A 21,241-nucleotide genomic window follows, 5' to 3' on the forward strand; every position below is an offset into this window, starting at 1 on the left:
GGTTACTCCTTCGTGCTGTGCCACCAGGGGTCGGCGGCGTCGGATCGGTTGACCAGGAAGGACCGGCGGCGCAGGAACCGGCCGATGGAGGCGGGGCCCATGCGGGAGCCGCCCAGGCCCGACAGGCGGAAGGAGTTCTTCTCGCCCTCGTGCACGAGCGCGGTCAGCGCGGCGTCGTTGACGCTCACCGCGCCGGCCTGAAGGCGGGCCGCGACGGCGCGGGCCTGCTCCTCGCCGGCCGCGAAGACGGCGGCCGACAGCCCGTACACCGAGTCGTTGGCCAGCGCGACCGCCTCGTCGGGCCCGGACACCGCCATGACCGGCAGCACCGGCCCGAACGTCTCCTCCGTCATGACCAGCATGCCGTGATCGACCCCGGACAGCACGGTCGGGCGGCACCAGTGGCCGCCGCCGTGGCGCTCGATGCGGCCGCCGGTGTGCACGGTCGCGCCCTTGGCCACGGCGTCGGCGAGGTGGGCGGCGATCACGTCCTCCTGGCCCGGCTTGATGATGGGGCCGATCGGGCCGCCCTCGCAGGTCAGGCCGACCTGGGCGGCCTCGGCCACCAGCCGGTCGAGGAACTCGTCGTGCACCTCGCGGGCCACGTAGACGCGCTCGATGGACTGGCAGGACTGCCCGGCGTTCGCGGTGCCGCCCCACAGGACGGCGGACGCGGCGCGGCCGAGGTCGGCCCCGGCCAGCACGATCGCCGGGTCCTTGCCGCCCAGCTCCAGGAACGCCGGCACGAACGCGCGGGCCGCCGCCAGCGCCACCCGCCGTCCCGTCGCGACGCTGCCGGTGAAGACGACGGCGTCCACCAGGCCCACGAGCGCGGCGCCCGTGGCCCCGTCGCCCTCGACCACCCGCAACGGCAGCTCGTCGGGGACGAGCCGCATCAGCGGCTCGATGAAGCGGGGCGTCACCTCGCTCGGCTTGACCAGCACCGTGCAGCCCGCGGCCAGCGCGGGCACGGCGTCGATGAGGCCGAGCAGGAGCGGGAGGTTCCACGGGGTGATCATCCCGGCCAGCTCGTACGGCACCGCGTCGCCCGCCACGAACACCCCGGGCAGGGAGGCGGGGCGTTCGGCGGGCGGGGCGAGCAGCGCGGGCGCCTGGCGTACCCACCGCTCGACGAGCCCGGCCACGAGCCGGCGCTCCAGCAGCGACTCCCCCACCCTGCCGGTGTCGGCCACCAGGGCGGAGAGCAGGGCGTCGTCGTCGGCCAGCGCGGTCCCGAAGCGGGCCAGGACCGCACCTCGATCGGCGTTCTGCCAGGCGGGGGCCCGCTCGCGCAGCCCGGCCGCGACGGCGGCCAGCCGATCGGGCGGGATCGGAGCGAGCGGTCTGTCGGATTGCCCGGTGATCGGGTTCCTCACGTTCATGCGGTGCGGGCTCCTGCGATGCTCGGCGGGAGCCATTGTGATCATGTGATCGGCCCCGCGTCAACGCACCCGGGGCCCCGCTTCGGGTCAGCCGCCCCAGCCGGGGACCGCCATCCGTACTGTCAGCGCGTGCTCGACGAGCTGGATCAGCGCGTTCTTCACCGAGTCCTTCTTGCGAGCGTCCAGCCGGACCATGGGGATGTGCGGCGCCAGCGTCAGGGCGTCGCGCACCTCGGAGTCGCTGTGGGGATACTGCCCGTCCCAGCCGTTGATGCCCACCACGAACGGCAGCTGCGCCTCCTCGAAGTAGTCGATGGCCGGGAAGCTGTCGGCCAGACGACGGGTGTCGACCAGCACGACCGCGCCGATCGCGCCGCGTACGAGGTCGTCCCACATGAACCAGAACCGGTGCTGCCCGGGCGTGCCGAACAGGTACAGGATCAGGTCACGGTCCAGGGAGACCCGGCCGAAGTCCATGGCGACGGTCGTGGTCGACTTCAGCGGCGTCATGCCGAGGTCGTCGATCCCGGCGGAGGCGTCGGTCATGACGGCCTCCGTCGTCAACGGCATGATCTCCGACACCGCTCCCACGAACGTCGTCTTGCCCACCCCGAAACCTCCAGCCACCACGATCTTCGTCGAGGTGAGGCCGGGGCTAGAGCCTGCGAAGTCCACTGAGCACCCTTTCGAGCAGATTGACGTCCGGCCTGCCGGCGTCCAGCTGTGGCTGATGCACGCGGACCAGACCTTCGGCGGCCATGTCAGCGATCAGCACGCGCACCACGCCGAGCGGGATCCGCAGCAGGGCCGACACCTCTGCCACGGACCGGACCTGCCGGCACAGTTGGCTGATCGCCTGGTACTCCGGCGTGATGTGGGAGAACTCCCGCTGCTCGGCGGTCGCCGAGGACACCAGGGCCTCCATCGCCAGCTTGACCCGCGGCGCCGTCCGTCCACCTGTCACCGCGTACGGGCGGACGGGCGAAGCGGGGTCGGGATTCAGCTGCGACTGGGACTGGGGCTGAGGCGGAGGGGCCCAACCGCCGCTGTTCCATCTCGGGTCTGTCACGTACATCACCTGGTCTGGCTGGCGCGCAGCTCGGCGCGCACAGCCGGAGTCAGCACCTGACCGGCGCGATCGACCATCAGCGTCATCTGATACGCCACCAGACCCATGTCACAGTCCGGCGCCGCCAGCACCGCCAAACACGAACCATCACTGATCGACATGATCAGCATCAGACCGCGCTGCATCTCCACGATCGTCTGATTGACCACACCACCCTCGAAGACCCTGGCCGCACCCTGCGTCAGCGAGACCAGACCCGACGCGATGGCCGCCAGCTGGTCGGCCCGATCAGCCGGAAAGCCCGCCGAAGCCGCCAGCGGCAACCCGTCGGACGAGACGACCACCGCGTGCGCCACGCCCGGGACCGTGCTGACGAAGTCCGTGATCAGCCAGTCGACGCCGCGTGCCGCGTGGCTGAGGTCGTTCATGCTCCCTCCTTCGCCGGTCGCATGACCGACGGTCGGCTGTGTGCAAGGGTCCGCTCGATGCGCTCGCTCACGCGTCCTCCTCTCTGTCGTTCTGCTTCTGGCCGGAAGGCGGGAGCGCCCTGCCCTCGCTGATGTCGTCGCGGGCTGCCCGGAAGCCCTGCTGGAAGCTGGACAGCCGGCTGCGGATCCGGTCGGGGGAGACCGACGGCAGCGGCGTCAGGCCTTGCGGGGGGGCGGAGGTGTCCGCCGAGCCGGGCACCAGGTTGGCCTTGGGCACCCGTTTGGGCAGGCCCGCCGCCGTCGCGCCGTCGCGTACCGGTTCCACCACTGCCTCCGCAGCGCTCCAGCCCGCGTCCGACTTCGAGGAGCCCCAGCTCGCGCCGTTCGTGTCGCGGCCGAACCAGGCGGACTCCACGGCGGCGAAGATCGGCAGGTAGTCGTCACCGGCGGACGCGGGCGGTGCCGCCGGCATGGGGCTGCCGCCTGGCTCGGGCCCGGAGTCCTGGAAGTCGAACCCCGGTCGCTGCGGCGGGTTGGTGTCCTGGCTCCAGCCACCGGGGGGCGGTGCGGGGACGGGCCGTTTGGGCAGGCTGCGGTCGCCGTTCCAGGCCGGGCCCCGGGGCGGGCTCCAGACGTCGCCGCTCTGGAAGCCGCTGCGCGGCTCGGCCGACCAGGCGCCCGGGTCCGGCTGCCACGGCGGTCCCGAGCTGCCCCAGTTGCCGCCGGCCTCCGGGTTGGACGGGAACGACGGATGTCCCGGACCCATCTGGTACGTCGGCTGCGGCCAGTCGGTGGCCGGTGGGGCGGGATGCGGCCCCGAGTACGGCTCGCCGCCCGGCCCGCCCGCCGCCGCGCCCGCGAAGGCCGGCGGCTGGTCACCGGAGAAGGGGGGCTGGTCGCCGAACGAGGGCGGCTGGTTGCCCGACAAGGCCGGCGGCTGTTCGCCGGGGAACGACGGAGGCTGGTTGCCGGAGAAGGACGGGGGCTGGTTGCCCGAGAAGGACGGCATCCCGGCGAAGGCCGGAGCCTGGGAGCCCAGCATGTTCTCCGGGATGAGCACCATCGCGGTCAGCCCGCCGGAACTGTGCGGGCGGAGCTGGACGCGGATGCCGTGCCGGTGCGCCAGCCTGGCGACCACGAACAGGCCCATGCGGCGCGAGACGGACACGTCCACGCTGGGCGCCTCCATCAGCCGCTCGTTGGCCTGGACCAGCTCCTCCTGCGTCATGCCGATGCCGGAGTCGGTGATCGACAACATCACGCCGCCGCCGTCGATCCGGCTGCCGGACACCGTCACCCTGGTCTCGCGCGGCGAGAACGACAGCGCGTTCTCGACCAGCTCGGCGAGCAGGTGGATGACGTCGTTGACGGCCTGCCCGGCCACCGACACCCCGTCGGGCACCTGGAGCACGACCCGCTCGTAGTTCTCGACCTCCGACAGCGAGGCACGGGCCACGTCGACCAGCTTGACCGGCTGGCTCCAGCGGCGGGGCGGGTCCTGGCCTGCCAGGACCAGCAGGTTCTCGCTGTTACGGCGCATGCGGGTGGCCAGGTGGTCCAGCTTGAACAGGTTCCCCAGCCGCTGCTCGTCCTGCTCACCCTGCTCCAGGCCGTCGATCAGCGTGATCTGCCGCTCCACCAGCGTCTGACTGCGCCGCGACAGGTTCACGAACATCGCGTTGACGTTGGAACGCAGCCTCGACTCCTCACCGGCCAGGCGGACCGCCTCGCGGTGCACCTCGTCGAACGCCCGCGCCACCTCGCCGATCTCGTCGTGAGTGTCCACGCCTATCGGCACCACGGGGCCGACCGTGCCGTCACCGCTCTCGCGGAGCTGCCGCACGGTCTCCGGCAGGCGCTGCCCGGCGATGTCGAGGGCCTCGCGGCGCAGCCGGCGCAGTGGCCTGATGAGCGAGCGGGCGATGAGCGAGATGATCGCGATCACCACGACGAGCAGGATCAGGATGAGGACGCCGGAGATCAGCGCCGAGCGGTTGGCGGCCTCCTCCAGGGCTCGGGCGCGCAGGATGACGGAGGAGGACAGCTCCTTCTCCACGGTCCGCAGCGCGTCGATCTTGCCGGTGCTGACCTCGAACCAGGTGGCCACGTCCCGGTCCGGCCGCACGCCGATGCTCAGCTCCTTGCCCTCGGCCGACTGCGCCATGGCCCGCAGCCGGAACAGGTCGGTCTGGTCGACGTCCCGGCCCACGACGGTGTTGCGGTAGAGCTCGAGCTGGTCGAGGTCGGCCAGGACGCCGAACAGCGTCTCCTCGCTCTCCTCGCGCGACTTGGCGTCGGTGAGCGCGTCGAGCTCGCCGCTGTCGAATCCCTTCTTGTCCAGCGCGCTGGCCAGGATGCCGCGCTGCTTGGAGGCCTGCTCCTTGGCCCGCGAGATGGCGGCCATGGCGCTGGCGCTGTCGGCCACCTGGTCGTCCACCGCCACCTGGCCGACCTGGTCGTGGAACTGCAGCAGCCGCGCGATGATCTGCGAGTACTTCTGGATCATCGGCAGCGGCTGGATCTTGCCGTTGACGGCCGTCTCGCGCAGCGTCGGGACCTCCTCCAGCCGGCGCAGCACCGGCCGTACGGCCTCGGCGTGGGTCTCGGTGAGCGCGAGCGCGCGCTGCTTGGCGTCCTCGATGAGGTTGTTCACCTGGCTGTGGGTGGTGCCGAGCTGACCCTCGCGGTCCTGCGGCCGCCCCTGGGCGATGAAGAGCGCGGTCTCGTCACGTTCGAAGGACAGCTCGTGCGTGACGGCCCCGAGCTGTTCGCTGAGCTCGGCGACCTCCCTGAGGGTCTGGTACGTGTTGGCGTCACTGAGTGAGGTGACGACGTTCAGCCCGCCCAGGCCCACGGCGACGGCCGTCGGAACGACGATCAGCGCGATGAGGCGCGATCGCACGTGCCAGTTGCCCAATCCGAATCGCCTTGACGGCGGATTGGGCGGCCGTCGCTTCTGATGGCCGTGCGGCTCGCGGTCAGCGGAAGCTTCAGCGCTCTGCGTTCTCACTTGCCTTCGCAACCTCTCGCCCTTGAGGGAATTCTCGGTGACATGCGGAGTTTCACGTCGGGCAATTTTGTCCATCGAGATAAGCGCCATTTGAGCACACGGGCCGACCAGGGCCAACCACCACTAGTGCCCCGATGAGGTGTTTATCCCTATATGTCCAGAAAATCCGACAGAATCGGTAAGTGGCCTTCTACCAGGGGATATATGGCAACAACTGATCGCTCCGCGAGCCCCATCCTGACTCACAGAAAGGATCGAGTGGACGCCACACCAGTAACCGATGCCCCGCGAGCCACCCCCTTTCCCAAACCGGACAAACACCAGCTTTCTTGCAGGTCGTCAAATTTTCACGATATAGCGGCAATCGGACATTGCAACCACAAGTGTTATCTTCACGATAATGACCACCCATTTGGTGCTACGGTCAATCCCTGTTGTGCGTCAGGCACACAGCCCCCGGGAGCAGAAGCCACCCGGTTCCCCCCCGGCTCCACCCGAAGGGAGTCCCTGACATGAGGCTTGGCCGTTCCGCCAGAGCCGCCATCATCGGGTTCGCTTTGACACTCGGCGCCGCGGCATGCAGCACGGGCACCGAACCGACCGCCAGCGCGCCGCCCTCCGCCGCAGCCGGCGGCGCCGGTGCCGGCGCAGGTCTGGAGAAGACGAAGCTCAAGATCGCAACCCTGCCCGCCATCGACAGTGCCGCCATCTACGTCGCCATCGACCAGGGGCTGTTCGAGCAGGAGGGTCTGGACGTCACCCCCGAGGTGGTCCAGGCCGCGCCCGAGGCCATCCCCATGATGGTGAAGGGCGAGATCGACGCCATGTTCGGCAACTACGTGTCGATGTTCGCCGCCCACGACAAGCAGGCGCTGAAACTGCGCATCCTGGCCGAGGGCTCTCGCGCGGCCCCCGACTCGCTGAGCATCATGGCCCTGCCCGCCTCGCCCATCAAGACGCCGAAGGACCTGGAAGGCAAGACGATCAACGTGAACGTCCTGCACAACTTCCAGGAGCTGGCGCTCACCCAGGTACTGAAGGCCAACAACGTCGATCCGGCCACCATCAAGTACGTCCAGGTGACGTTCCAGAACATCATGCCCTCGTGGAAGGGCGGCCAGATCGACGCCGCCTACCTGGGCGAGCCCATGGTCACCGCCGCCACCTCCACCATGGGAGCCCGCAAGATCCTCGACCCGGCCTCCGGCCCCGCCGCCGAGTTCCCCATCTCCGGCTACGTCAGCACGCAGGAGTGGTACGACAAGAACCCGAAGACGGCGGCGGCCTTCCAGCGGGCCATCCACAACGCGGCCAAGCTCATGGAGAACAACCGCGAGGTGGTGGCCAAGGTACTGCCGAACTTCACGCAGATCGACGCCGCCACCGCGGCCACCGTGACCTTCCCCTACTTCTCCAGCAACGACAACCCGGTCCGGCTGCAGCGGGTGGCCGACTGGATGTGGGAAGCGAAGTGGCTGACGAAGGAGATCGACGTCAAGTCACTCATGTCGCCCACCACGTCCGGGTGAGCGCTCAGACCCTGTCCCGTGCCCGCCCGGCGTCCTCCGCATCCCGCTGGTACCGCCGGGCGGCCGGGGCTCTCGCCTTCGCCGCCCTGATCGAGCTGGCCAGCCGGACCGGGCTGGCCGACCCGGAGTTCCTGCCGCCCGCCTCCGAGATCGTCGGGCGGGCCGGCGCGCTGCTGCTCGATCCGGCCTTCCGCGCGCACGCCCTGACCAGCCTGCTCGCCTGGGCGATCGGGCTGTGCGTGGCGGCCCTGGTGGCCGTGCCGCTCGGCCTGCTGCTCGGCAGCGTGCCGATCATCGACGCGGCCATGCGCTCGGTGGTGGAGTTCCTCAGGCCGATCCCCTCCGTGGCGCTGATCCCGCTGGTCGCCCTGGTGATCGGCACGGGGCTGCAGCACCGGATCGCGCTGGTGGTCTACGCCTCGCTGTGGCCCATCCTCTACAACACGATGTACGGCCTGCGCGGCGTGGACCCCCTGGCCAAGGAGTCGCTGCGCGCCTACGGCTTCGGCCCCCTGTCGGTGCTGCTGCGGGTGTCGCTGCCGTCGTCGGCGCCCTTCATCACCACCGGCGTCCGGCTGGCCGCAGGCGTGGCGCTCATCCTCACCGTCAGCACGGAGATCGTGGCCGGGCGCGGCGAGGGCATCGGCGTGTTCATCTTCTTCGCCGGCATCGCCGTGCCCGCGCGCATGACCGACATCCTGGCCGGGGTGTTCTGGGTGGGGCTGTTCGGCGTCATGGTGAACGCGCTGCTGGTGGCCGCCGAGCGGCGGGCGTTCCGCTGGCACCACGCGCGGTTGGGAGAGCGCTCATGAGGAGGCGGGGGATGCGGACCGCCTTGTTCCGGGCGCTGGTGCTGGTGGTGCTGGTCCTGCTCTGGGAGGCCGCCACCCGGCTGGCGGCCGGCCCGTTCTTCCCTCCGCCGAGCACGATCGTGAGCCGGATGCACGCGATGTGGTTCTCCGGCCCTGTCGAGCGGGCGTTCCTCACCGACCTGGCCATCGGCAACATCCTGCCGAGCCTGGGCCGGATGGCGCTCGGGTTCGCCGGGGGCGCGCTGGCCGGGGTGGTGCTCGGGCTGGCGGTGGGGCTGTCGGCGCGGGCGTACGACTATCTCGACGGGGTGCTGCAGTTCCTGCGCGCCATCCCGCCGCCCGCGCTGGTGACCGTCTTCCTGGTGCTGTTCGGGTTCGGGCTGCGGATGCAGCTCGCGTTCATCATGTTCAGCATCGTGTGGCCGGTGCTGCTCAACACCGCCGACGGGGCCCGCTCGGTGGAGCCGCTGCACCTGGACACCTGCCAGGCGTTCCGGCTGTCGCGCGGCGAGCGGCTCTTCCGCGTGGTGCTGCCCTCCGCGCTGCCCAAGATGTTCGCCGGGCTGCGGCTGGCCCTGTCGCTCTCCCTGATCGTCATGGTCTTCTCCGAGCTGCTGCCCGGCACCACGAACGGCATCGGCTTCCAGATCACCGACGCGTACTCGACCTTCGACCTGCCCGCCATGTGGGCCGGGATCGTGCTGCTCGGCGTGCTGGGTTACCTGCTCAACGAGCTGTTCCTGATCGTCGAGCGCCGCGTGCTCGGCTGGCACCACGCCGCCCAGCAACTCGTCGATTAGAGTCCTTGCCACGGGGACGTCGTCGCGTCTGGGGGCGCCATGAGGACGATGATCGTTGGCGGGGGCATCGGGGGGCTCAGCACCGCGCTGAGCCTGCACGCGGCCGGGCTCGACTGCGTGATCGTGGAGGCGGCGCGCGCGTTACGCCCGCTCGGGGTGGGCATCAACATGCAGCCGCACGCCGTACGCGAGCTGACCGAGCTCGGGCTCGGCCCCGTGCTGGCCGACCTGGGCGTGGAGACGAGCTTCATGACGTTCGCCGACCGGCACGGCAACATCATCATGGCCTTGCCCCGCGGCCGGTCGGCCGGCTACCGCTGGCCCCAGTACAGCGTGCACCGGGGCGAGCTGCAGATGGCGCTGCTGGCCGCGGTCGAGGAGCGGATCGGGCCGGTGCGCACCGGGGTCGCCTTCGAGGGCTTCGAGCAGGACGGCGACGGCGTGCTCGTCACGCTCCGGCAGGGCGGGCGGGTGACGCGGGAGCGGGTGGACGTGCTGGTCGGGGCGGACGGGGTGCAGTCCTCCGTACGGGCGCGGCTGTGGCCGTCCGGCGATCCGCTGCGGTGGGGCGGGATCAGGATGTGGCGCGGGGTGGCGGAGAGCGGCCCGGTGCTCGACGGCGCCACGGTGCTGGCCGGCGGCTCGAACTCCGCCGCGAAATTCGTGACTTATCACATCTCGGCGCGCAATCCGCGGCTGCTCAATTGGGTGGCGGAGGTAAAGGTGGCCGAGCCGGGGATCGTCCCGGACGCCGATTGGTCCCGCGAGGGCAGCCACGCCGACGTGTCCGGACATTTCGCGTCATGGAAGTACCCGCTCGTCGACATCCCGGCATTACTCGCCGCCACGAAGCGGATACTCGAATACCCGATGGTGGACCGCGACCCCCTCCCCCGCTGGGGCGCGGGCCGGGTGACCCTGCTCGGCGACGCCGCCCACCCCATGTACCCCATCGGCTCGAACGGCGGCTCCCAGGCCGTGCTCGACGCCCGGTTCCTGGCCCGCTGCCTGGCCACGCACGACGACCCGGCCGCGGCGCTGGCGGCGTACGAGGCGGAGCGGCGCCCGCCCACGTCGGCGCTGGTGCTCGCGCACCGGTCCCTGCCCATCGAGAAGACGATCTCTCTGGTCACCGAGCGCGCACCCGGCGGATTCGGCCACATCGGCGAGGTGCTCACGGCGGAGGAACTGGCCGCCATGAAGGCCGCGCAGCGCGGCCTGTCCGACGCCGACGTGCAGGCACTGAACGAAAGGGAGTCGTGGAGTGTGTGAGCCTGTGACTCCCATGGCAGTCAGGATTGTGCGAGAGTAAGATCGCGCCAGATTAGGTTTACCTGACTGACATGTCCAGCATTTACCGCTCCGCTAGAGTCAATTCCGACTCCGAAAGAGTTGCCGTGCTGACCGCGGTCTCGCCCCCTAGGAATTCCATGCTCGAGATAGACAACCTTTCCCATGTGTACGGCGGCGGTACTCCCAACGCACACCACGCCATCGAAGGACTCAACCTGAGCGTCGCCGCCGGCGAGCTGCTCTGCATCGTGGGGCCCTCGGGCTGCGGGAAGTCGACGCTGCTCCGCTCCATCGCCGGCCTGATCCAGCCGACGGGCGGGCAGGTCAGGGTGGAGGGCAACCTCGTCCGCCAGACGCCGGACAACCTCGCCGTGGTCTTCCAGGACTACAGCCGCTCGCTGTTCCCGTGGATGTCGGTGGCCGACAACGTGGCGCTGCCGCTGCGCCGCAGGAACATGGACAAGAAGCAGCGCCGCGAGGCCGCCGCCGAGGCGCTGGAGTCGGTGGGCCTGGCCAACGCGGGCCGCAAGTACCCGTTCCAGCTCTCCGGCGGCATGCAGCAGCGCGTCGCGATCGCGCGGGCGCTGGCGTACCGGCCGACGCTGATGCTCATGGACGAGCCGTTCGGCTCGGTGGACGCGCAGACCAGGGAGGACCTGGAGGACCTGGTGCTCAAGGTCCGCGGCCACCACCAGATGACGATCGTGCTCATCACCCACGACATCGACGAGAGCGTCTACGTCGGCGACCGCGTGGTCGTGCTGTCCAAGGCGCCCGCGCACGTGGTGGGCGACCTGAAGGTGGACCTGCCCGAGCCGCGCGACCAGATCTCGACGCGCGAGCACCCCGACTTCGTGCACCTGCGCGCCGAGGTGGGACGGCTCGTCCGCGGCCACGCCACCGTCTAGCGTCCCCGGGCAAGGGGCCCCATCGCCGGCGGCCCCTTCCCTCGCGGGCCCCTGTGACGAACGGCACGGGAAAGGTCGTACCGCCGCCGTCCTGGCCGTCATCCCGTCTTCCGGGCGGCGCCTGCCTGTGGCACGCGGGATCCAGGTGGCCGGGAGATCTCGATCGTGGCCCGCAGGCTCTCCTGATCGTCGAGATGGTGGAGCAGGTAGTGCGCCAGGTCGGCGCGCGACAACGAGCGGGCGCGCGGCAGGTGCCGATCGACGGCTGTGACGTACGCGCCGGTCAGCGGCCCGTCGGTGAGCCGCGGCGGCCTGACGACGGTCCAGTCGAGGTCGCCGGCGGCGGCGAGGATGCGCTCCATCCTCGCCATGTCGGCGTACATGTGCCGATACAGCGGCCGCACCACCCTGCCGATCAGCAACCTCTGGCCCAGCGGCGCGGCCGGCGACAGCCCGAGGCCGGCCGACGTGACACAGGAGACCCGGCGCACCCCGCAGTCCCGCATGGCCGCGACGATGCCGGTCATGCCCTGCGAGTAGACGGTCGTCGGCCGTCGATCCGCACTCCCGAGGCAGGACAGCACGGCGTCGTGCCCCGCGAGCTCGTGCCGCCAGCCGCCGGGCTGGAGCACGTCGCCCCGCAGGACCGTCAGGCGGGCATGGCGCGGCACCGACTCGGGGTTGCGGGCCAGAGCGGTGACCCGATGACCGGCGCCGAGGGCCTGCGCGACCAGCTCGGCGCCCGTGCCGCCGCTCCCCCCGAAGACGAACAGCCTCACGCGCTCACCCGCTCCCTCCGGCGGGCGGCCGATGCGAGAACCGTCGCGAAGGCGAGGATCGCCAGGGTGACCAGCGCCATGAACATCTGACCGTGCAGCCCGAGGACGAACTGCGTCTCGTCCCCGAACTCCGGATCGTAGGTGGCGGTGCCGGGGAACAGCAGCGCGGGGAACATGCTCGCCCACGGCACGGCCACGATCCCCGCGGCCCACAGCAGGCGGGTGTGCGTGTCCCCGCGGCGCCCGGCCAGCAGGGCGAGGGCGAGCAACCCGATGGCCAGCGACGTGACGATGTACTGCGCGTCGTGGAACTTCGCGTGCGGGGGCCAGGCCGGGTTGTACATGTGCTCGTGGGCGGTGTCGTGCAGGACCAGGTCGAACAGGAGGGCCCCGAGGGCGGTCTCCGCCGCCGTCAGAGCGACGAGAACCCTGGGCAGGGTCCAGTGCAGTGCCATGCGCACCTCGCATCACCTTGATGTAGTCACTACATGACTATAGTGACTACATTGATGGAGTCAATACAGCGATGGCGTGATGCCAAACCTGTAGTGACCCGCCACGAAGCCGTACGCTTGGCCCATGAGCGAGGCGACCACCACGACACGGCGAGACCGCAAGAAGCAGCAGACGCGGCAGGCCATCGGCGAAGCGGCGATGCGCCTCTTCCTCGATCGCGGCTTCGACGCCGTCACGGTCGCCGACGTCGCGCGCGAGGCTGACGTGGCCGTGCAGACGGTCTTCAACCACTTCCCCTCGAAGGAGGACCTCTTCTTCCAGGAGCGCGACGGTTACGTGTCGCTGCCCAGCGCCGCCGTCAGGAGCCGCGGCAAGGACGAAACGGTCGCTCAGGCCCTGGCCCGCGGCTACCTGCGGCTGCTCGGCGACTACCACGTCGCCGGCCTGCTCATGCAGAGCATCGAGTACCAGCGCACCCTGGACGCCAGCCCCGCGCTGCGCGGCAGGGAGCTGGAGCTGCGCCAGGAACGCGAGCACCTGCTCGCCACCGCGCTGGCCGAGGACGCGCCGCCGCTGAGCGAAGGGCTTCGCCCCAGCCTCATGGCGGCCTTCGCCTCGGCGGTCGACCGGGTGCTGGACGCCGAGGTCCGCCGCCGCCTCCTCGCCGGCGAGCCGGCCGGCGAGGTGCAGACCTCGGTGGAGCCGATGGTCGTGGAGCTGTTCGGCATCGCCGAAGCCGCCTGCGGGAAGGTGCGGGCACCTGCGTGAACACCCCTCGCCCGAACACGCGGACGGACGGCTCGGGCGGCACCGATGAGTTCTCGCGCCGCCGCCGGTCATAACCGTCATGACAACCTTCGCTCTCATCCACGGTGGCGGCGGCAGCGCCTTCGACTGGCACCTGGTCGAAGCGGCCCTGCGCGACCGCGGGCACGACACGGTGGCGGTGGACCTGCCGACGTCCGACCCCCAGGCAGGGCTCTGGGACTACGCCGACGCCGTCGTCCGGGCGGCCGGCGCGCGCCGGCCTCTCGTGGTGGTGGCCCACTCGTGGGGCGGCTTCGTCGGTCCCCTCGTCGCCGAGCGTGCCAAGGCCGCCGCGCTCGTCATGGTCACCGCCATGATCCCGAGCCCGGGCGAGCCGCCGGCTGACTGGTGGGAACGCACCGGCCATCCCGCGCCCGGCATCGAGGACGAGTACGAGCTCTACCTGCACGACGTCCCGCGCGAGCTGGGCGAGCGGGTGCTGGCCCACGATGGCGCGCTGGCCGAGAAGATGAACATGGACCGCGCCTACAACGAGCCATGGCCGCTGGCCGCCTGGCCGGATGTCCCGACGAGATACCTGCTCTGCCGGGACGACCGGTTCTTCACTCCCGAGTTCGCGCGCCGCCATGTGAAGGAGCGGCTGGGCGTCACCCCGGACGAGATGCCGGGCAGCCACATGGTGATGTTGTCGCGGCCAGGCGAACTGGCCGACTATCTCGTGCGGGTCCTCCCTGCCGGCTGAACGGACCACGCCGTGACGGGGCCGCGCAGGCGCGGCAGGTCAGCTCTCGCACCCGCCCGGACGGCCCCGGACCAGGTCATTCCACCTCGCCGGCGGGCCGCCTGGCCAGGACGCAGACGACGGGAGGATCGAGGGCGAGGGTCTCGGTCCTCTCGTGGACGAGACCCGCTCCTTCGAGGAGGCCCTGGATCTCGCGGGCGGCCTTGACCGAGGTCTTCGCCGTGGCTCCGGGACCGCGTGGCTGGGAGACGATGGCGAGACGGCCGCCGGGTACGAGCCGTCCGCCCAGCTGCCTCAGCCGCTCGGCGGGAGCGGGCCAGTGGCCGAGGGAGTTGACGGCGAAGATCACGTCGAAGGGGCCGCTCAAGGCGGGTGGGAGGTCATCGACGGCAGCGCGGGTCAGCGTGACCCGACCGGCCTTGATGGCGGCGGCGTTGCGGCGGCTCGCCTGCCGGAGCATCACCTCGGAGTGGTCGATGCCGTAGACGTGTCCCCCATCGCCGATCCGGCGGTTCAGCTCGGCGATCGCGACTCCCGGCCCGAATCCGACCTCGAGGATCCGGTCGGTGGGGCCCACGTCGAGCCGCGAGGCGACCCAGAGGTTGCGGCGGCGGTTGGAGGAGCGGTGCGCCATCACCCGGCCGACGACGCGCCCCACCACACCCCGGGGGCGGCCGAACTGCCCGACGAGGGTCTTGATGATCCGTTGTTTCACTGCGGCCATGGCAGGCTCGCTGATCGCGTGTCCATGAGCCCGCAGTCAACACCTTCAAGCCGGCTTGAAGGCAAGTGCGGCGAAGGGGCGTCTCCTTGAGCTGCGAGCCGATCGAGTGCGCGCCCTTCGGGGCCTGCTGGCTCGGCGGGGGTCCCGGCCTCCGATGGCGCCGTCCTCACGGGCGACGGGTGGGCGCCGCCTGGCCCACCTGCTCCCGGAAACGACGGGGAGCAAACAGGCGGCACCCGTCCCTGTTTAGACCGGGGTGTGCATGTGGCGCGTCAGGGCGTGTTCCACCAAGGTGATCAGGGTGGATTTGACCGACTCGCGTTGCCTGGCGTCCAGGCGGACGATCGGGATGTGGTCGCCGATCGACAGCGCTTCCCTGATCTCCTCCTCCGCGTGTGCGAAGTTGCCGTCCCAGCCGTTGATGCCGATGACGAACGGGAGTTTCGCCTCTTCGAAGTAGTCGATGGCCGGGAAGCTGTCGGCCAGGCGGCGGGTGTCGACGAGGACGACCGCGCCGATGGCGCCGCGTACCAGGTCGTCCCACATGAACCAGAAGCGGTGCTGTCCGGGCGTGCCGAACAGGTAAAGGATCAGGTCACGGTCGAGCGAGACCCGGCCGAAGTCCATCGCCACGGTCGTGGTCGTTTTGTTCGGCGTGAGCGAGACGTCGTCGACGTGCGCGGAGGCGTCCGTCATGACCGCTTCCGTGGTGAGCGGCAGGATCTCCGAGACCGCTCCCACGAACGTCGTCTTGCCCACGCCGAAGCCCCCGGCCACGACGATCTTCGTCGAGGTTAGGCCGGGGCTAGAGCCTGCGAAGTCCACTGAGAACCCTTTCGAGCAAGTTGAGGTCCGGCTTTCCCGCGTCCAGCGCAGGCTGGTGCACGCGGATCAGGCCCTCCGACGCCATGTCGGCGATGAGCACCCGGACCACACCCAGAGGCTGGCGTAAAAGGGCGGAGATCTCGGCAACCGACCGGACGTTCCGGGTCAGGTTAATGATCGCCTGATACTCCGGACTTAGTAGGGAAATGTCTTGGTATTCCGACGTCACGGAGGACACGAGTGCCTCCATGGCGAACTTCATCCGCGGCGCGGTGCGCCCCCCGGTCACGGCATAGGGCCGTACCAGGGAGCTCGGCTTCTGCGGACGGGGAGCCGCCGGATGCGGCGGAGTGCTATCACCAGCCCAACCCTGCTGACCTGACACCATTCTTCTCCTGTCACCGCCCCGCTAGCGGGGGCGGGCCGCTTGCAGCTCAGCGCGTACGGCCGGAGTCAGTACCTGACCCGCCCGCTCGACCAGCAAGGTCATCTGGTACGCGACCAGACCCATGTCACAGTCGGGAGCAGCCAGGACCGCCAAGCAGGATCCATCACTGATCGACATGATCATCAAGAGCCCACGCTGCATTTCGATAACGGTCTGCGTCACCATACCGCCCTCGAAGACCCGCGCAGCGCCCTGGGTCAAGGAGATCACGCCGGAGGCGACAGCGGCGAGCTGGTCGGCCCGGTCCTTGGGGAAGCCCTCAGAGTAGGCCAGCGGCAACCCGTCGGACGACACCACGACCGTGTGGGCGACGCCCGGCACGTTGTTCACGAAGTCCGTGATCAACCAGCTTATGCCGCGCGCTCCCTGGCTCATTTCTCTCATTTGTCCTCCTGCTGATTCTCTTCTCCGCGGGTGAACGCCCGGCCTTGCCGGACACCCTGCTGGAAGCTGGAGAGCCGGCTGCGCAACCGCTCGGGCGAGATCTGCGGCGCCGGTGACGTGGGCTGCGGCTCCGCGAGGCTGGCCGTGCCGGGCACCAGGTTCGCCTTGGGGACGCGACGGGGCAGGCCCGACGGCGTCGTGCCGGCCTGCTGCGGCTGGGCGGCCGCCTGCGCGGCCTGGAAGCCGGAGTCGGCGGGCGACGACCAGGAGGGGGCGCTGACGCCCGACTGCCCGGGCTTGCGCTGCGGGAGCGCCGACTTGCCCGCGGTGCCGGAGGGCGGGGCGGACGGCGGCGGCTCGGCGGGCACGGCCGGGTGCACGGCGGTGATCTCGTGCTCGACCCCGGGCTCGGAGTACGGCTGCAGGATCTCGGGGTCCGGCCGGCGGAACCAGTCCGACCCGACCGACGAGAAGATCGGCAGGAACTCCTCGCTCTGCTCCTCCAGCGGCGAGCTGCGCACGACGGGGAGCGGCCCGGTCATGTCCTGCGAGGAGTACTCGCCGGGACCGAACGGGTTGTAGCCGGAGTGACCGTTCTGCTCGAACTGGTCGGCGGGCTTGGGCTCCTCGGCGAACGGGGAACGGTAGGAGTCGCCGTGCTGCGGCCGCGGCCGCTCCTCGGCCTCGAACAGGGACCTGCGGGGCAGCGGGTCGGAGAACGACGACCAGCGCGGCTCCTCCTGCTGCGGCTGCGGCGGCGGAGGCTCGGTCGCGAAGGACGGCCAGCGCGGCTCGTCGTCCTGGTGCGCGGGCGGCTGCTCGGCGAACGACGGCCACCTGTTCTCGGCGAACGGCGACGGCTCGGCGGCGGGAGCGGCCGGGGCGGGCGGTTCCTCCGTGAACGCCGGCCAGCGCTGCTCGCCGAAGGCGGCGGGCTGCTGCGGCGCCGCGGCGGGCGGCTCCTCGGCGAAGGACGGCCAGCGGGGCTCGTCGGCCTGGGGCTGCTGCTCGCCGAAGGGGTCGCCGAAGGCGGGCGACGGCTGGTCACCGAAGCCGGGCGACGGCTGGTCGCCGAACACCGACGGCTGGTCGCCGAAGGACGACGGCTGCGGCTCGGGGGTGGCGGGCTGCTCGCCGAACGAGGGCCAGTTGCCCGTCCCCGGCGCCGGCAGCGAGCCGGGCCACTGGGTGTCCACGACCTGGCCGGGAACGTCGTCGAAGGAGGGGTGCGAGCCGTTGCGCGACGGCGGCTGCTGCTGGAACATGCTCGGGTCGAACGAGGTGAACGCCTCGTACTGCCCGCCCTGCTGCGGCAGGCCCTGCCCGTTGCTGATGAGCATGTCGGGCATGAACACCAGGGCGCTCAGGCCGCCGGTCTCCCGCATGCTGAGCTGGACGCGGATGCCGTGGCGCAGGGCCAGGCGGCCGACCACGAACAGGCCCATGCGCCGCGAGACGGACACGTCCACGACGGGCGGGTTGGCCAGCCGCCAGTTGGCCTCGGCCAGCTCCTCCTGGCTCATGCCGATGCCCAGGTCGTTGATCGTCACCAGGACGCCGCCCTCGGCGGGCGTGCTGGTGACGGTGACCTTGCTCTCGCGCGGGGAGAAGGAGATGGCGTTCTCGATCAGCTCGGCGAGCAGGTGGACGGCGTCGGTGACGGCGGGGCCGACGATGAGGGTGCCGGACGGGATCTGGATCTGGACCCGCTCGTAGTTCTCGACCTCCGACAGCGACGCGCGGGCGATGTCGACCAGCGGCACCGGCTCGCTCCACTTGCGCGCGGCCTCCTGGCCGGCGAGGACCAGGAGGTTCTCGCTGTTGCGGCGCATGCGGGTGGCCAGGTGGTCGAGGCGGAAGAGGTTCGCGAGCCGCTGCTCGTCCTCTTCACCCTGCTCCAGACCCTCGATGAGCTGGAGCTGCCGCTCGACCAGCGTCTGGCTGCGGCGGGAGAGGTTGACGAACATCGAGTTGACGTTGGCCCGCAGCTTGGCCTCGTCGCCGGCCAGCCGGATCGCCTCGCGGTGGACCTCGTCGAAGGCCCGCGCCACTTCACCGATCTCGTCACGGGTGTTGATGCCGATCGACGGCACCTCGGGCACCTGGGCGCCCTCGCCGGACTCGCGCAGCACGCGGACGGTGTCGGGCAGCCGGGTCGTGGCGACCTGGAGCGCCTCGGCCCGCAGCCGGCGCAGCGGCCGGACCAGCGAACCGGCCACGCGGGTGGTGATGATCAGCACCAGGAGCAGCAGGACGAGGATCAGCGCGCCGGAGATGATGGCGTCGCGCTGCTCGGTGTTGCTCAGGTCGGTGGTGGTGTTCACGATCTTGCCGGCCAGGTTGCCCTCGACCTTGCGCATCGCGTTGACCGTCACCGTGGTGCTCTCGTACCAGTTGTTCAGGTCGCGGGTCAGGGTCGGCTCGGTGACGTCGAGGTCTTCGATCCTGTTGCTCTGGCGCACCTGGGCCAGCGCGCGCTGGCGCATGGCGTCGGCGAGGTCCACCTGGAGGCCGCGGACGCCCTTGTGGTAGGCCTCCAGGTCCTTCGTGCCGGCCTCGGCCTCGAAGGAGGCGAGCTCGGCCTGCTGCTTGTCCCAGGAGCCGAGGAACTCGGCCCAGTCGGCGCTGTCGACCCGCCGGTTGGGCTGCAGGAGCGTCACGATGAGGATGATCTGCTGCCGCGAGACCTCCTCCTTCATGCGCTGGAGCGAGCCGAGCGCGGCCACGTCACCCTGCAGGCCGTCGTCGTTGACGCCGTCGCCCAGGTCGGCCTGGATGCCCGAGAAGATCTCGATCATCGTGCTGTACGTGCTGATCGAGGCGCGCGCAGGCACGTTGTCGACCATGGAGTCGCGCAGGCTGTCGAGGCCCTCCAGCCAGCGGCGGGTGTTGTCGACGCCGTCGCGCACACGGGTGGAGTGCGCGGCGTCGATGGCGTTGGCCGCGGCGAGCACGTCCTGCTTGGTCTTGTCGGTGGCCTGCCGCTGGGTCTTGAGCTGGACGAAGCGCCCGCCCCGGCGGCGGTCGGCGACATACCAGGCGGTGAGCGTGCGCTCCTTGGCGAGCTCGTGGTTGAGCGCGCCGATGCGCTGGACCAGCTCCGCCACCTGGGTGAGCCGGCGGTATTCGGCGCTGGTGCCGATGGCGTCGGCCAGCTGGATGCCGGCGAGCAGCACACCCACGACGGTGGGGATGAGGATCAGGGCGACCAGCCGGGAGCGCACACGCCAGTTCGCCAGCCGGAACCGTCCGCCTGTGTACTCCCCTGACCTCGTATGCCTGGGGTCTTTCGTCCTCACTGAGTCTCGCAACCTCTCGCCGGTACGTGCTCGAAGAAAATCAGACACGCGTGGGGCGCATGGGATTCTGTCCGGCTGGGTAATTGGAACACAACCCGTACCAGATCGGCCAACCGAACATATCCCATCACACGCACCCAAAGAGGGACTTTGGGTGCATATCGCCGTACGTGTTTTCAGGCCGGCCGGAAAGAATCCCGCTCGGCCGGCGCCGCGTGCTTGATCATCAGGTGCCGCGTCACTGAGTACTCCTGCACCGCTTCCTGGCTCATGTCCTTGCCGAACCCACTGCCCTTCACCCCGCCGTGCGGCGCCTCGCTGGCGATGGGCAGATGGTCGTTGACCCAGGTCACACCCACGTCGAGCCGATGCGAGACACGCATGGCCCGGCCCACGTCGCGCGACCACAACGACGAGGCCAGACCATATCTAGTGTCGTTGGCCATCCGCACCGCTTCGTCCTCGCCGTCGAATGGGAGCGCTACCAGGACCGGTCCGAACAGCTCTCCCTGCACGATCTCGCTGGTCTGTGCGACATCGGTCACAAGCGTGGGCGGGTAGAAAAAGCCGGGGCCCCCAATTGGCGAGCCGCCGTGCAGGACCCGCCCACCGGCCCGGGAGACGAACCCGTGCACCCGGTCCCGGTGCGCGGCGGAGATCAGCGGGCCGATGTCCGTGGCCGGATCCCAGGGGTCGCCGACGGAGATTTCGGCAAGAGTTGCCCGAAGCGCCTCCACGGCCTCGCCGTAGATTCCGCGGGCGACGTAGACGCGGGTGGCCGCCGTGCAGTCCTGCCCGGTGTTGTACGTCGCCCCCATGGCCACCCCGCGGGCCATCTCCGCCAGGTCCGCGTCCTCGAACACCAGCGCCGGCGCCTTCCCTCCGAGTTCGAGGTGGACCCGCTTGAGCGTGGCCGCCGCGCCGCTCATCACGGCGCGGCCGGTCTCGGTGGAGCCGGTGACGCTGACCATGTCCACGCCCGGGTCGGTGACCAGCGCCTGACCCACCTCGGCGTCGCCGGTGATCGCCTGCACGAGGTTGCCGGGCGCGCCCGCCTTGGCGAACAGCTCGGCCAGCCGCAGCGTCGTACGCGGCGTCTGGGGCGCGGGCTTGATCACGACGGCGTTGCCCGCGGCCACCGCCGGGCCGACCTTCCAGACGGCCATGACGAACGGGAAGTTCCACGGCGCGATCGACCCCACCACCCCGACGGGACGGCGCTGCATGACCGAGGTGTAGCCGGGGCTGAACACCCCGGCGCCGGTGCCCTCCAGCGAGCGGGCGGCGCCGGCGAAGAAGCGCAGGTTGTCCACGGCGAACGGCAGCTCGCCGTCCCTGAACACCGCGGCCGGCTTGCCGGTCTCCTCCACTTCGAGCCTGGTCAGCTCCTCGGCGTCGGCCTCCACCAGGTCGGCCACGCGCAGCAGCAGCCGCTGGCGCTCGGCGGGGGTGGTCTGCGACCACTCCTCGAACGCCGCGCGTGCGGCCCGGACGGCCGACGCCACGCCCTCCACCGGCGTATCCGGAATTTCGGCACAGGGAAGGCCAGTGGCGGGGTTGATCAGTTCGCGCATCAGGAAGACTT

The 21,241-nt window shown here is 70.5% G+C and carries 20 protein-coding genes; 7 read left to right on the forward strand and 13 right to left on the reverse strand.

Annotation, left to right across the window (positions count from 1 at the left end):
- Positions 1-2 precede the first annotated feature (2 nt).
- The 5 genes from ACBJ32_RS18980 to ACBJ32_RS19000 form a co-directional block, all read right to left on the reverse strand.
- Positions 3-1,382, reverse strand: coding sequence for an aldehyde dehydrogenase family protein (locus ACBJ32_RS18980; protein ID WP_375127851.1), 1,380 nt, complete (start codon positions 1,380-1,382; stop codon positions 3-5).
- A gap of 87 nt (positions 1,383-1,469) precedes the next feature.
- The gene (locus tag ACBJ32_RS18985) at positions 1,470-2,057 is read right to left on the reverse strand and encodes an ATP/GTP-binding protein (protein WP_148435115.1); all 588 of its coding nucleotides are present in this window, start codon (positions 2,055-2,057) and stop codon (positions 1,470-1,472) included.
- Positions 2,038-2,457, reverse strand: coding sequence for a DUF742 domain-containing protein (locus tag ACBJ32_RS18990; RefSeq protein ID WP_372513467.1), 420 nt, complete (start codon positions 2,455-2,457; stop codon positions 2,038-2,040). Before ACBJ32_RS18990 ends, ACBJ32_RS18985 begins: the two co-directional genes overlap by 20 nt.
- Positions 2,457-2,879 carry a roadblock/LC7 domain-containing protein gene (locus ACBJ32_RS18995; RefSeq protein ID WP_357875492.1) on the reverse strand — a complete coding sequence of 141 codons (423 nt, stop codon included), beginning with the start codon at positions 2,877-2,879 and terminating at the stop codon, positions 2,457-2,459. The genes ACBJ32_RS18990 and ACBJ32_RS18995 overlap by 1 nt, the downstream gene beginning before the upstream one ends.
- Positions 2,880-2,946: 67 nt before the next feature.
- Complete coding sequence (locus tag ACBJ32_RS19000) at positions 2,947-5,781, reverse strand: nitrate- and nitrite sensing domain-containing protein (protein ID WP_375127852.1); 2,835 nt, start codon at positions 5,779-5,781, stop codon at positions 2,947-2,949.
- 620 nt (positions 5,782-6,401) lie between these two features.
- On the opposite strand from ACBJ32_RS19000, the gene ACBJ32_RS19005 reads away from it, so the two are divergent.
- The 5 genes from ACBJ32_RS19005 (at position 6,402) to ACBJ32_RS19025 (ending at position 11,231) form a co-directional block, all read left to right on the forward strand.
- Positions 6,402-7,418, forward strand: coding sequence for an ABC transporter substrate-binding protein (locus ACBJ32_RS19005; protein ID WP_357875496.1), 1,017 nt, complete (start codon positions 6,402-6,404; stop codon positions 7,416-7,418).
- The gene (locus tag ACBJ32_RS19010) at positions 7,415-8,230 is read left to right on the forward strand and encodes an ABC transporter permease (protein ID WP_357875498.1); all 816 of its coding nucleotides are present in this window, start codon (positions 7,415-7,417) and stop codon (positions 8,228-8,230) included. The genes ACBJ32_RS19005 and ACBJ32_RS19010 overlap by 4 nt, the downstream gene beginning before the upstream one ends.
- An 11-nt stretch (positions 8,231-8,241) precedes the next feature.
- Positions 8,242-9,030, forward strand: a complete 789-nt coding sequence (locus ACBJ32_RS19015; RefSeq protein WP_375127853.1) for an ABC transporter permease — start codon at positions 8,242-8,244, stop codon at positions 9,028-9,030.
- Between the two features lie 48 nt (positions 9,031-9,078).
- Complete coding sequence (locus ACBJ32_RS19020; RefSeq protein WP_375127854.1) at positions 9,079-10,302, forward strand: flavin-dependent oxidoreductase; 1,224 nt, start codon at positions 9,079-9,081, stop codon at positions 10,300-10,302.
- A 158-nt stretch (positions 10,303-10,460) separates the two neighbouring features.
- Positions 10,461-11,231, forward strand: a complete 771-nt coding sequence (locus ACBJ32_RS19025) for an ABC transporter ATP-binding protein (RefSeq protein WP_375127855.1) — start codon at positions 10,461-10,463, stop codon at positions 11,229-11,231.
- A gap of 98 nt (positions 11,232-11,329) precedes the next feature.
- Here the strand turns inward: ACBJ32_RS19025 and ACBJ32_RS19030 are convergent, their stop codons facing one another.
- Together ACBJ32_RS19030 and ACBJ32_RS19035 are read right to left on the reverse strand one after the other, a co-directional pair.
- The gene (locus ACBJ32_RS19030; RefSeq protein WP_375127856.1) at positions 11,330-12,010 is read right to left on the reverse strand and encodes an NAD(P)-dependent oxidoreductase; all 681 of its coding nucleotides are present in this window, start codon (positions 12,008-12,010) and stop codon (positions 11,330-11,332) included.
- On the reverse strand, positions 12,007-12,465 hold the full coding sequence (locus tag ACBJ32_RS19035) for a DUF6640 family protein (RefSeq protein WP_375128456.1): 459 nt from the start codon (positions 12,463-12,465) through the stop codon (positions 12,007-12,009). Before ACBJ32_RS19035 ends, ACBJ32_RS19030 begins: the two co-directional genes overlap by 4 nt.
- A gap of 124 nt (positions 12,466-12,589) precedes the next feature.
- On the opposite strand from ACBJ32_RS19035, the gene ACBJ32_RS19040 reads away from it, so the two are divergent.
- Positions 12,590-13,234 (forward strand): TetR/AcrR family transcriptional regulator, encoded by a 645-nt coding sequence (locus ACBJ32_RS19040; protein ID WP_375127857.1) that lies wholly within the window; start codon positions 12,590-12,592, stop codon positions 13,232-13,234.
- Positions 13,235-13,313: 79 nt separating this feature from the next.
- Positions 13,314-13,976 carry an alpha/beta fold hydrolase gene (locus ACBJ32_RS19045; protein ID WP_375127858.1) on the forward strand — a complete coding sequence of 221 codons (663 nt, stop codon included), beginning with the start codon at positions 13,314-13,316 and terminating at the stop codon, positions 13,974-13,976.
- Positions 13,977-14,052: 76 nt separating this feature from the next.
- On the opposite strand, the gene ACBJ32_RS19050 is transcribed toward ACBJ32_RS19045, so the two are convergent.
- The 6 genes from ACBJ32_RS19050 to ACBJ32_RS19075 form a co-directional block, all read right to left on the reverse strand.
- Positions 14,053-14,691 carry a class I SAM-dependent methyltransferase gene (locus tag ACBJ32_RS19050; protein ID WP_375127859.1) on the reverse strand — a complete coding sequence of 213 codons (639 nt, stop codon included), beginning with the start codon at positions 14,689-14,691 and terminating at the stop codon, positions 14,053-14,055.
- Between the two features lie 255 nt (positions 14,692-14,946).
- On the reverse strand, positions 14,947-15,477 hold the full coding sequence (locus tag ACBJ32_RS19055; RefSeq protein ID WP_375127860.1) for an ATP/GTP-binding protein: 531 nt from the start codon (positions 15,475-15,477) through the stop codon (positions 14,947-14,949).
- 28 nt (positions 15,478-15,505) lie between these two features.
- On the reverse strand, positions 15,506-15,913 hold the full coding sequence (locus ACBJ32_RS19060) for a DUF742 domain-containing protein (RefSeq protein ID WP_225272260.1): 408 nt from the start codon (positions 15,911-15,913) through the stop codon (positions 15,506-15,508).
- A gap of 21 nt (positions 15,914-15,934) precedes the next feature.
- Positions 15,935-16,348 carry a roadblock/LC7 domain-containing protein gene (locus ACBJ32_RS19065; RefSeq protein WP_206067544.1) on the reverse strand — a complete coding sequence of 138 codons (414 nt, stop codon included), beginning with the start codon at positions 16,346-16,348 and terminating at the stop codon, positions 15,935-15,937.
- Positions 16,349-16,353: 5 nt separating this feature from the next.
- Positions 16,354-19,581, reverse strand: a complete 3,228-nt coding sequence (locus ACBJ32_RS19070; protein ID WP_375127861.1) for a nitrate- and nitrite sensing domain-containing protein — start codon at positions 19,579-19,581, stop codon at positions 16,354-16,356.
- 251 nt (positions 19,582-19,832) lie between these two features.
- A complete protein-coding gene (locus ACBJ32_RS19075; RefSeq protein ID WP_357875516.1) occupies positions 19,833-21,230 on the reverse strand; it encodes an aminobutyraldehyde dehydrogenase in 1,398 nt (465 codons plus the stop codon).
- Positions 21,231-21,241 lie beyond the last annotated feature (11 nt).

This window comes from Nonomuraea sp. GTA35 (genome assembly GCF_041950525.1).
Classification (GTDB): Bacteria; Actinomycetota; Actinomycetes; order Streptosporangiales; family Streptosporangiaceae; genus Nonomuraea.

What these genes read in the sequence shown, in the direction of transcription:
- ACBJ32_RS18980 (WP_375127851.1), bottom strand. Translation starts at nt 1,382, where the DNA reads ATGAACGTGAGGAACCCGATCACCGGGCAATCCGACAGACCGCTCGCT.
- ACBJ32_RS18990 (WP_372513467.1), bottom strand. Translation starts at nt 2,457, where the DNA reads ATGTACGTGACAGACCCGAGATGGAACAGCGGCGGTTGGGCCCCTCCG.
- ACBJ32_RS18995 (WP_357875492.1), bottom strand. Translation starts at nt 2,879, where the DNA reads ATGAACGACCTCAGCCACGCGGCACGCGGCGTCGACTGGCTGATCACG.
- ACBJ32_RS19005 (WP_357875496.1), top strand. Translation starts at nt 6,402, where the DNA reads ATGAGGCTTGGCCGTTCCGCCAGAGCCGCCATCATCGGGTTCGCTTTG.
- ACBJ32_RS19015 (WP_375127853.1), top strand. Translation starts at nt 8,242, where the DNA reads ATGCGGACCGCCTTGTTCCGGGCGCTGGTGCTGGTGGTGCTGGTCCTG.
- ACBJ32_RS19020 (WP_375127854.1), top strand. Translation starts at nt 9,079, where the DNA reads ATGATCGTTGGCGGGGGCATCGGGGGGCTCAGCACCGCGCTGAGCCTG.
- ACBJ32_RS19025 (WP_375127855.1), top strand. Translation starts at nt 10,461, where the DNA reads ATGCTCGAGATAGACAACCTTTCCCATGTGTACGGCGGCGGTACTCCC.
- ACBJ32_RS19035 (WP_375128456.1), bottom strand. Translation starts at nt 12,465, where the DNA reads ATGGCACTGCACTGGACCCTGCCCAGGGTTCTCGTCGCTCTGACGGCG.
- ACBJ32_RS19040 (WP_375127857.1), top strand. Translation starts at nt 12,590, where the DNA reads ATGAGCGAGGCGACCACCACGACACGGCGAGACCGCAAGAAGCAGCAG.
- ACBJ32_RS19045 (WP_375127858.1), top strand. Translation starts at nt 13,314, where the DNA reads ATGACAACCTTCGCTCTCATCCACGGTGGCGGCGGCAGCGCCTTCGAC.
- ACBJ32_RS19060 (WP_225272260.1), bottom strand. Translation starts at nt 15,913, where the DNA reads ATGGTGTCAGGTCAGCAGGGTTGGGCTGGTGATAGCACTCCGCCGCAT.
- ACBJ32_RS19065 (WP_206067544.1), bottom strand. Translation starts at nt 16,348, where the DNA reads ATGAGCCAGGGAGCGCGCGGCATAAGCTGGTTGATCACGGACTTCGTG.
- ACBJ32_RS19075 (WP_357875516.1), bottom strand. Translation starts at nt 21,230, where the DNA reads ATGCGCGAACTGATCAACCCCGCCACTGGCCTTCCCTGTGCCGAAATT.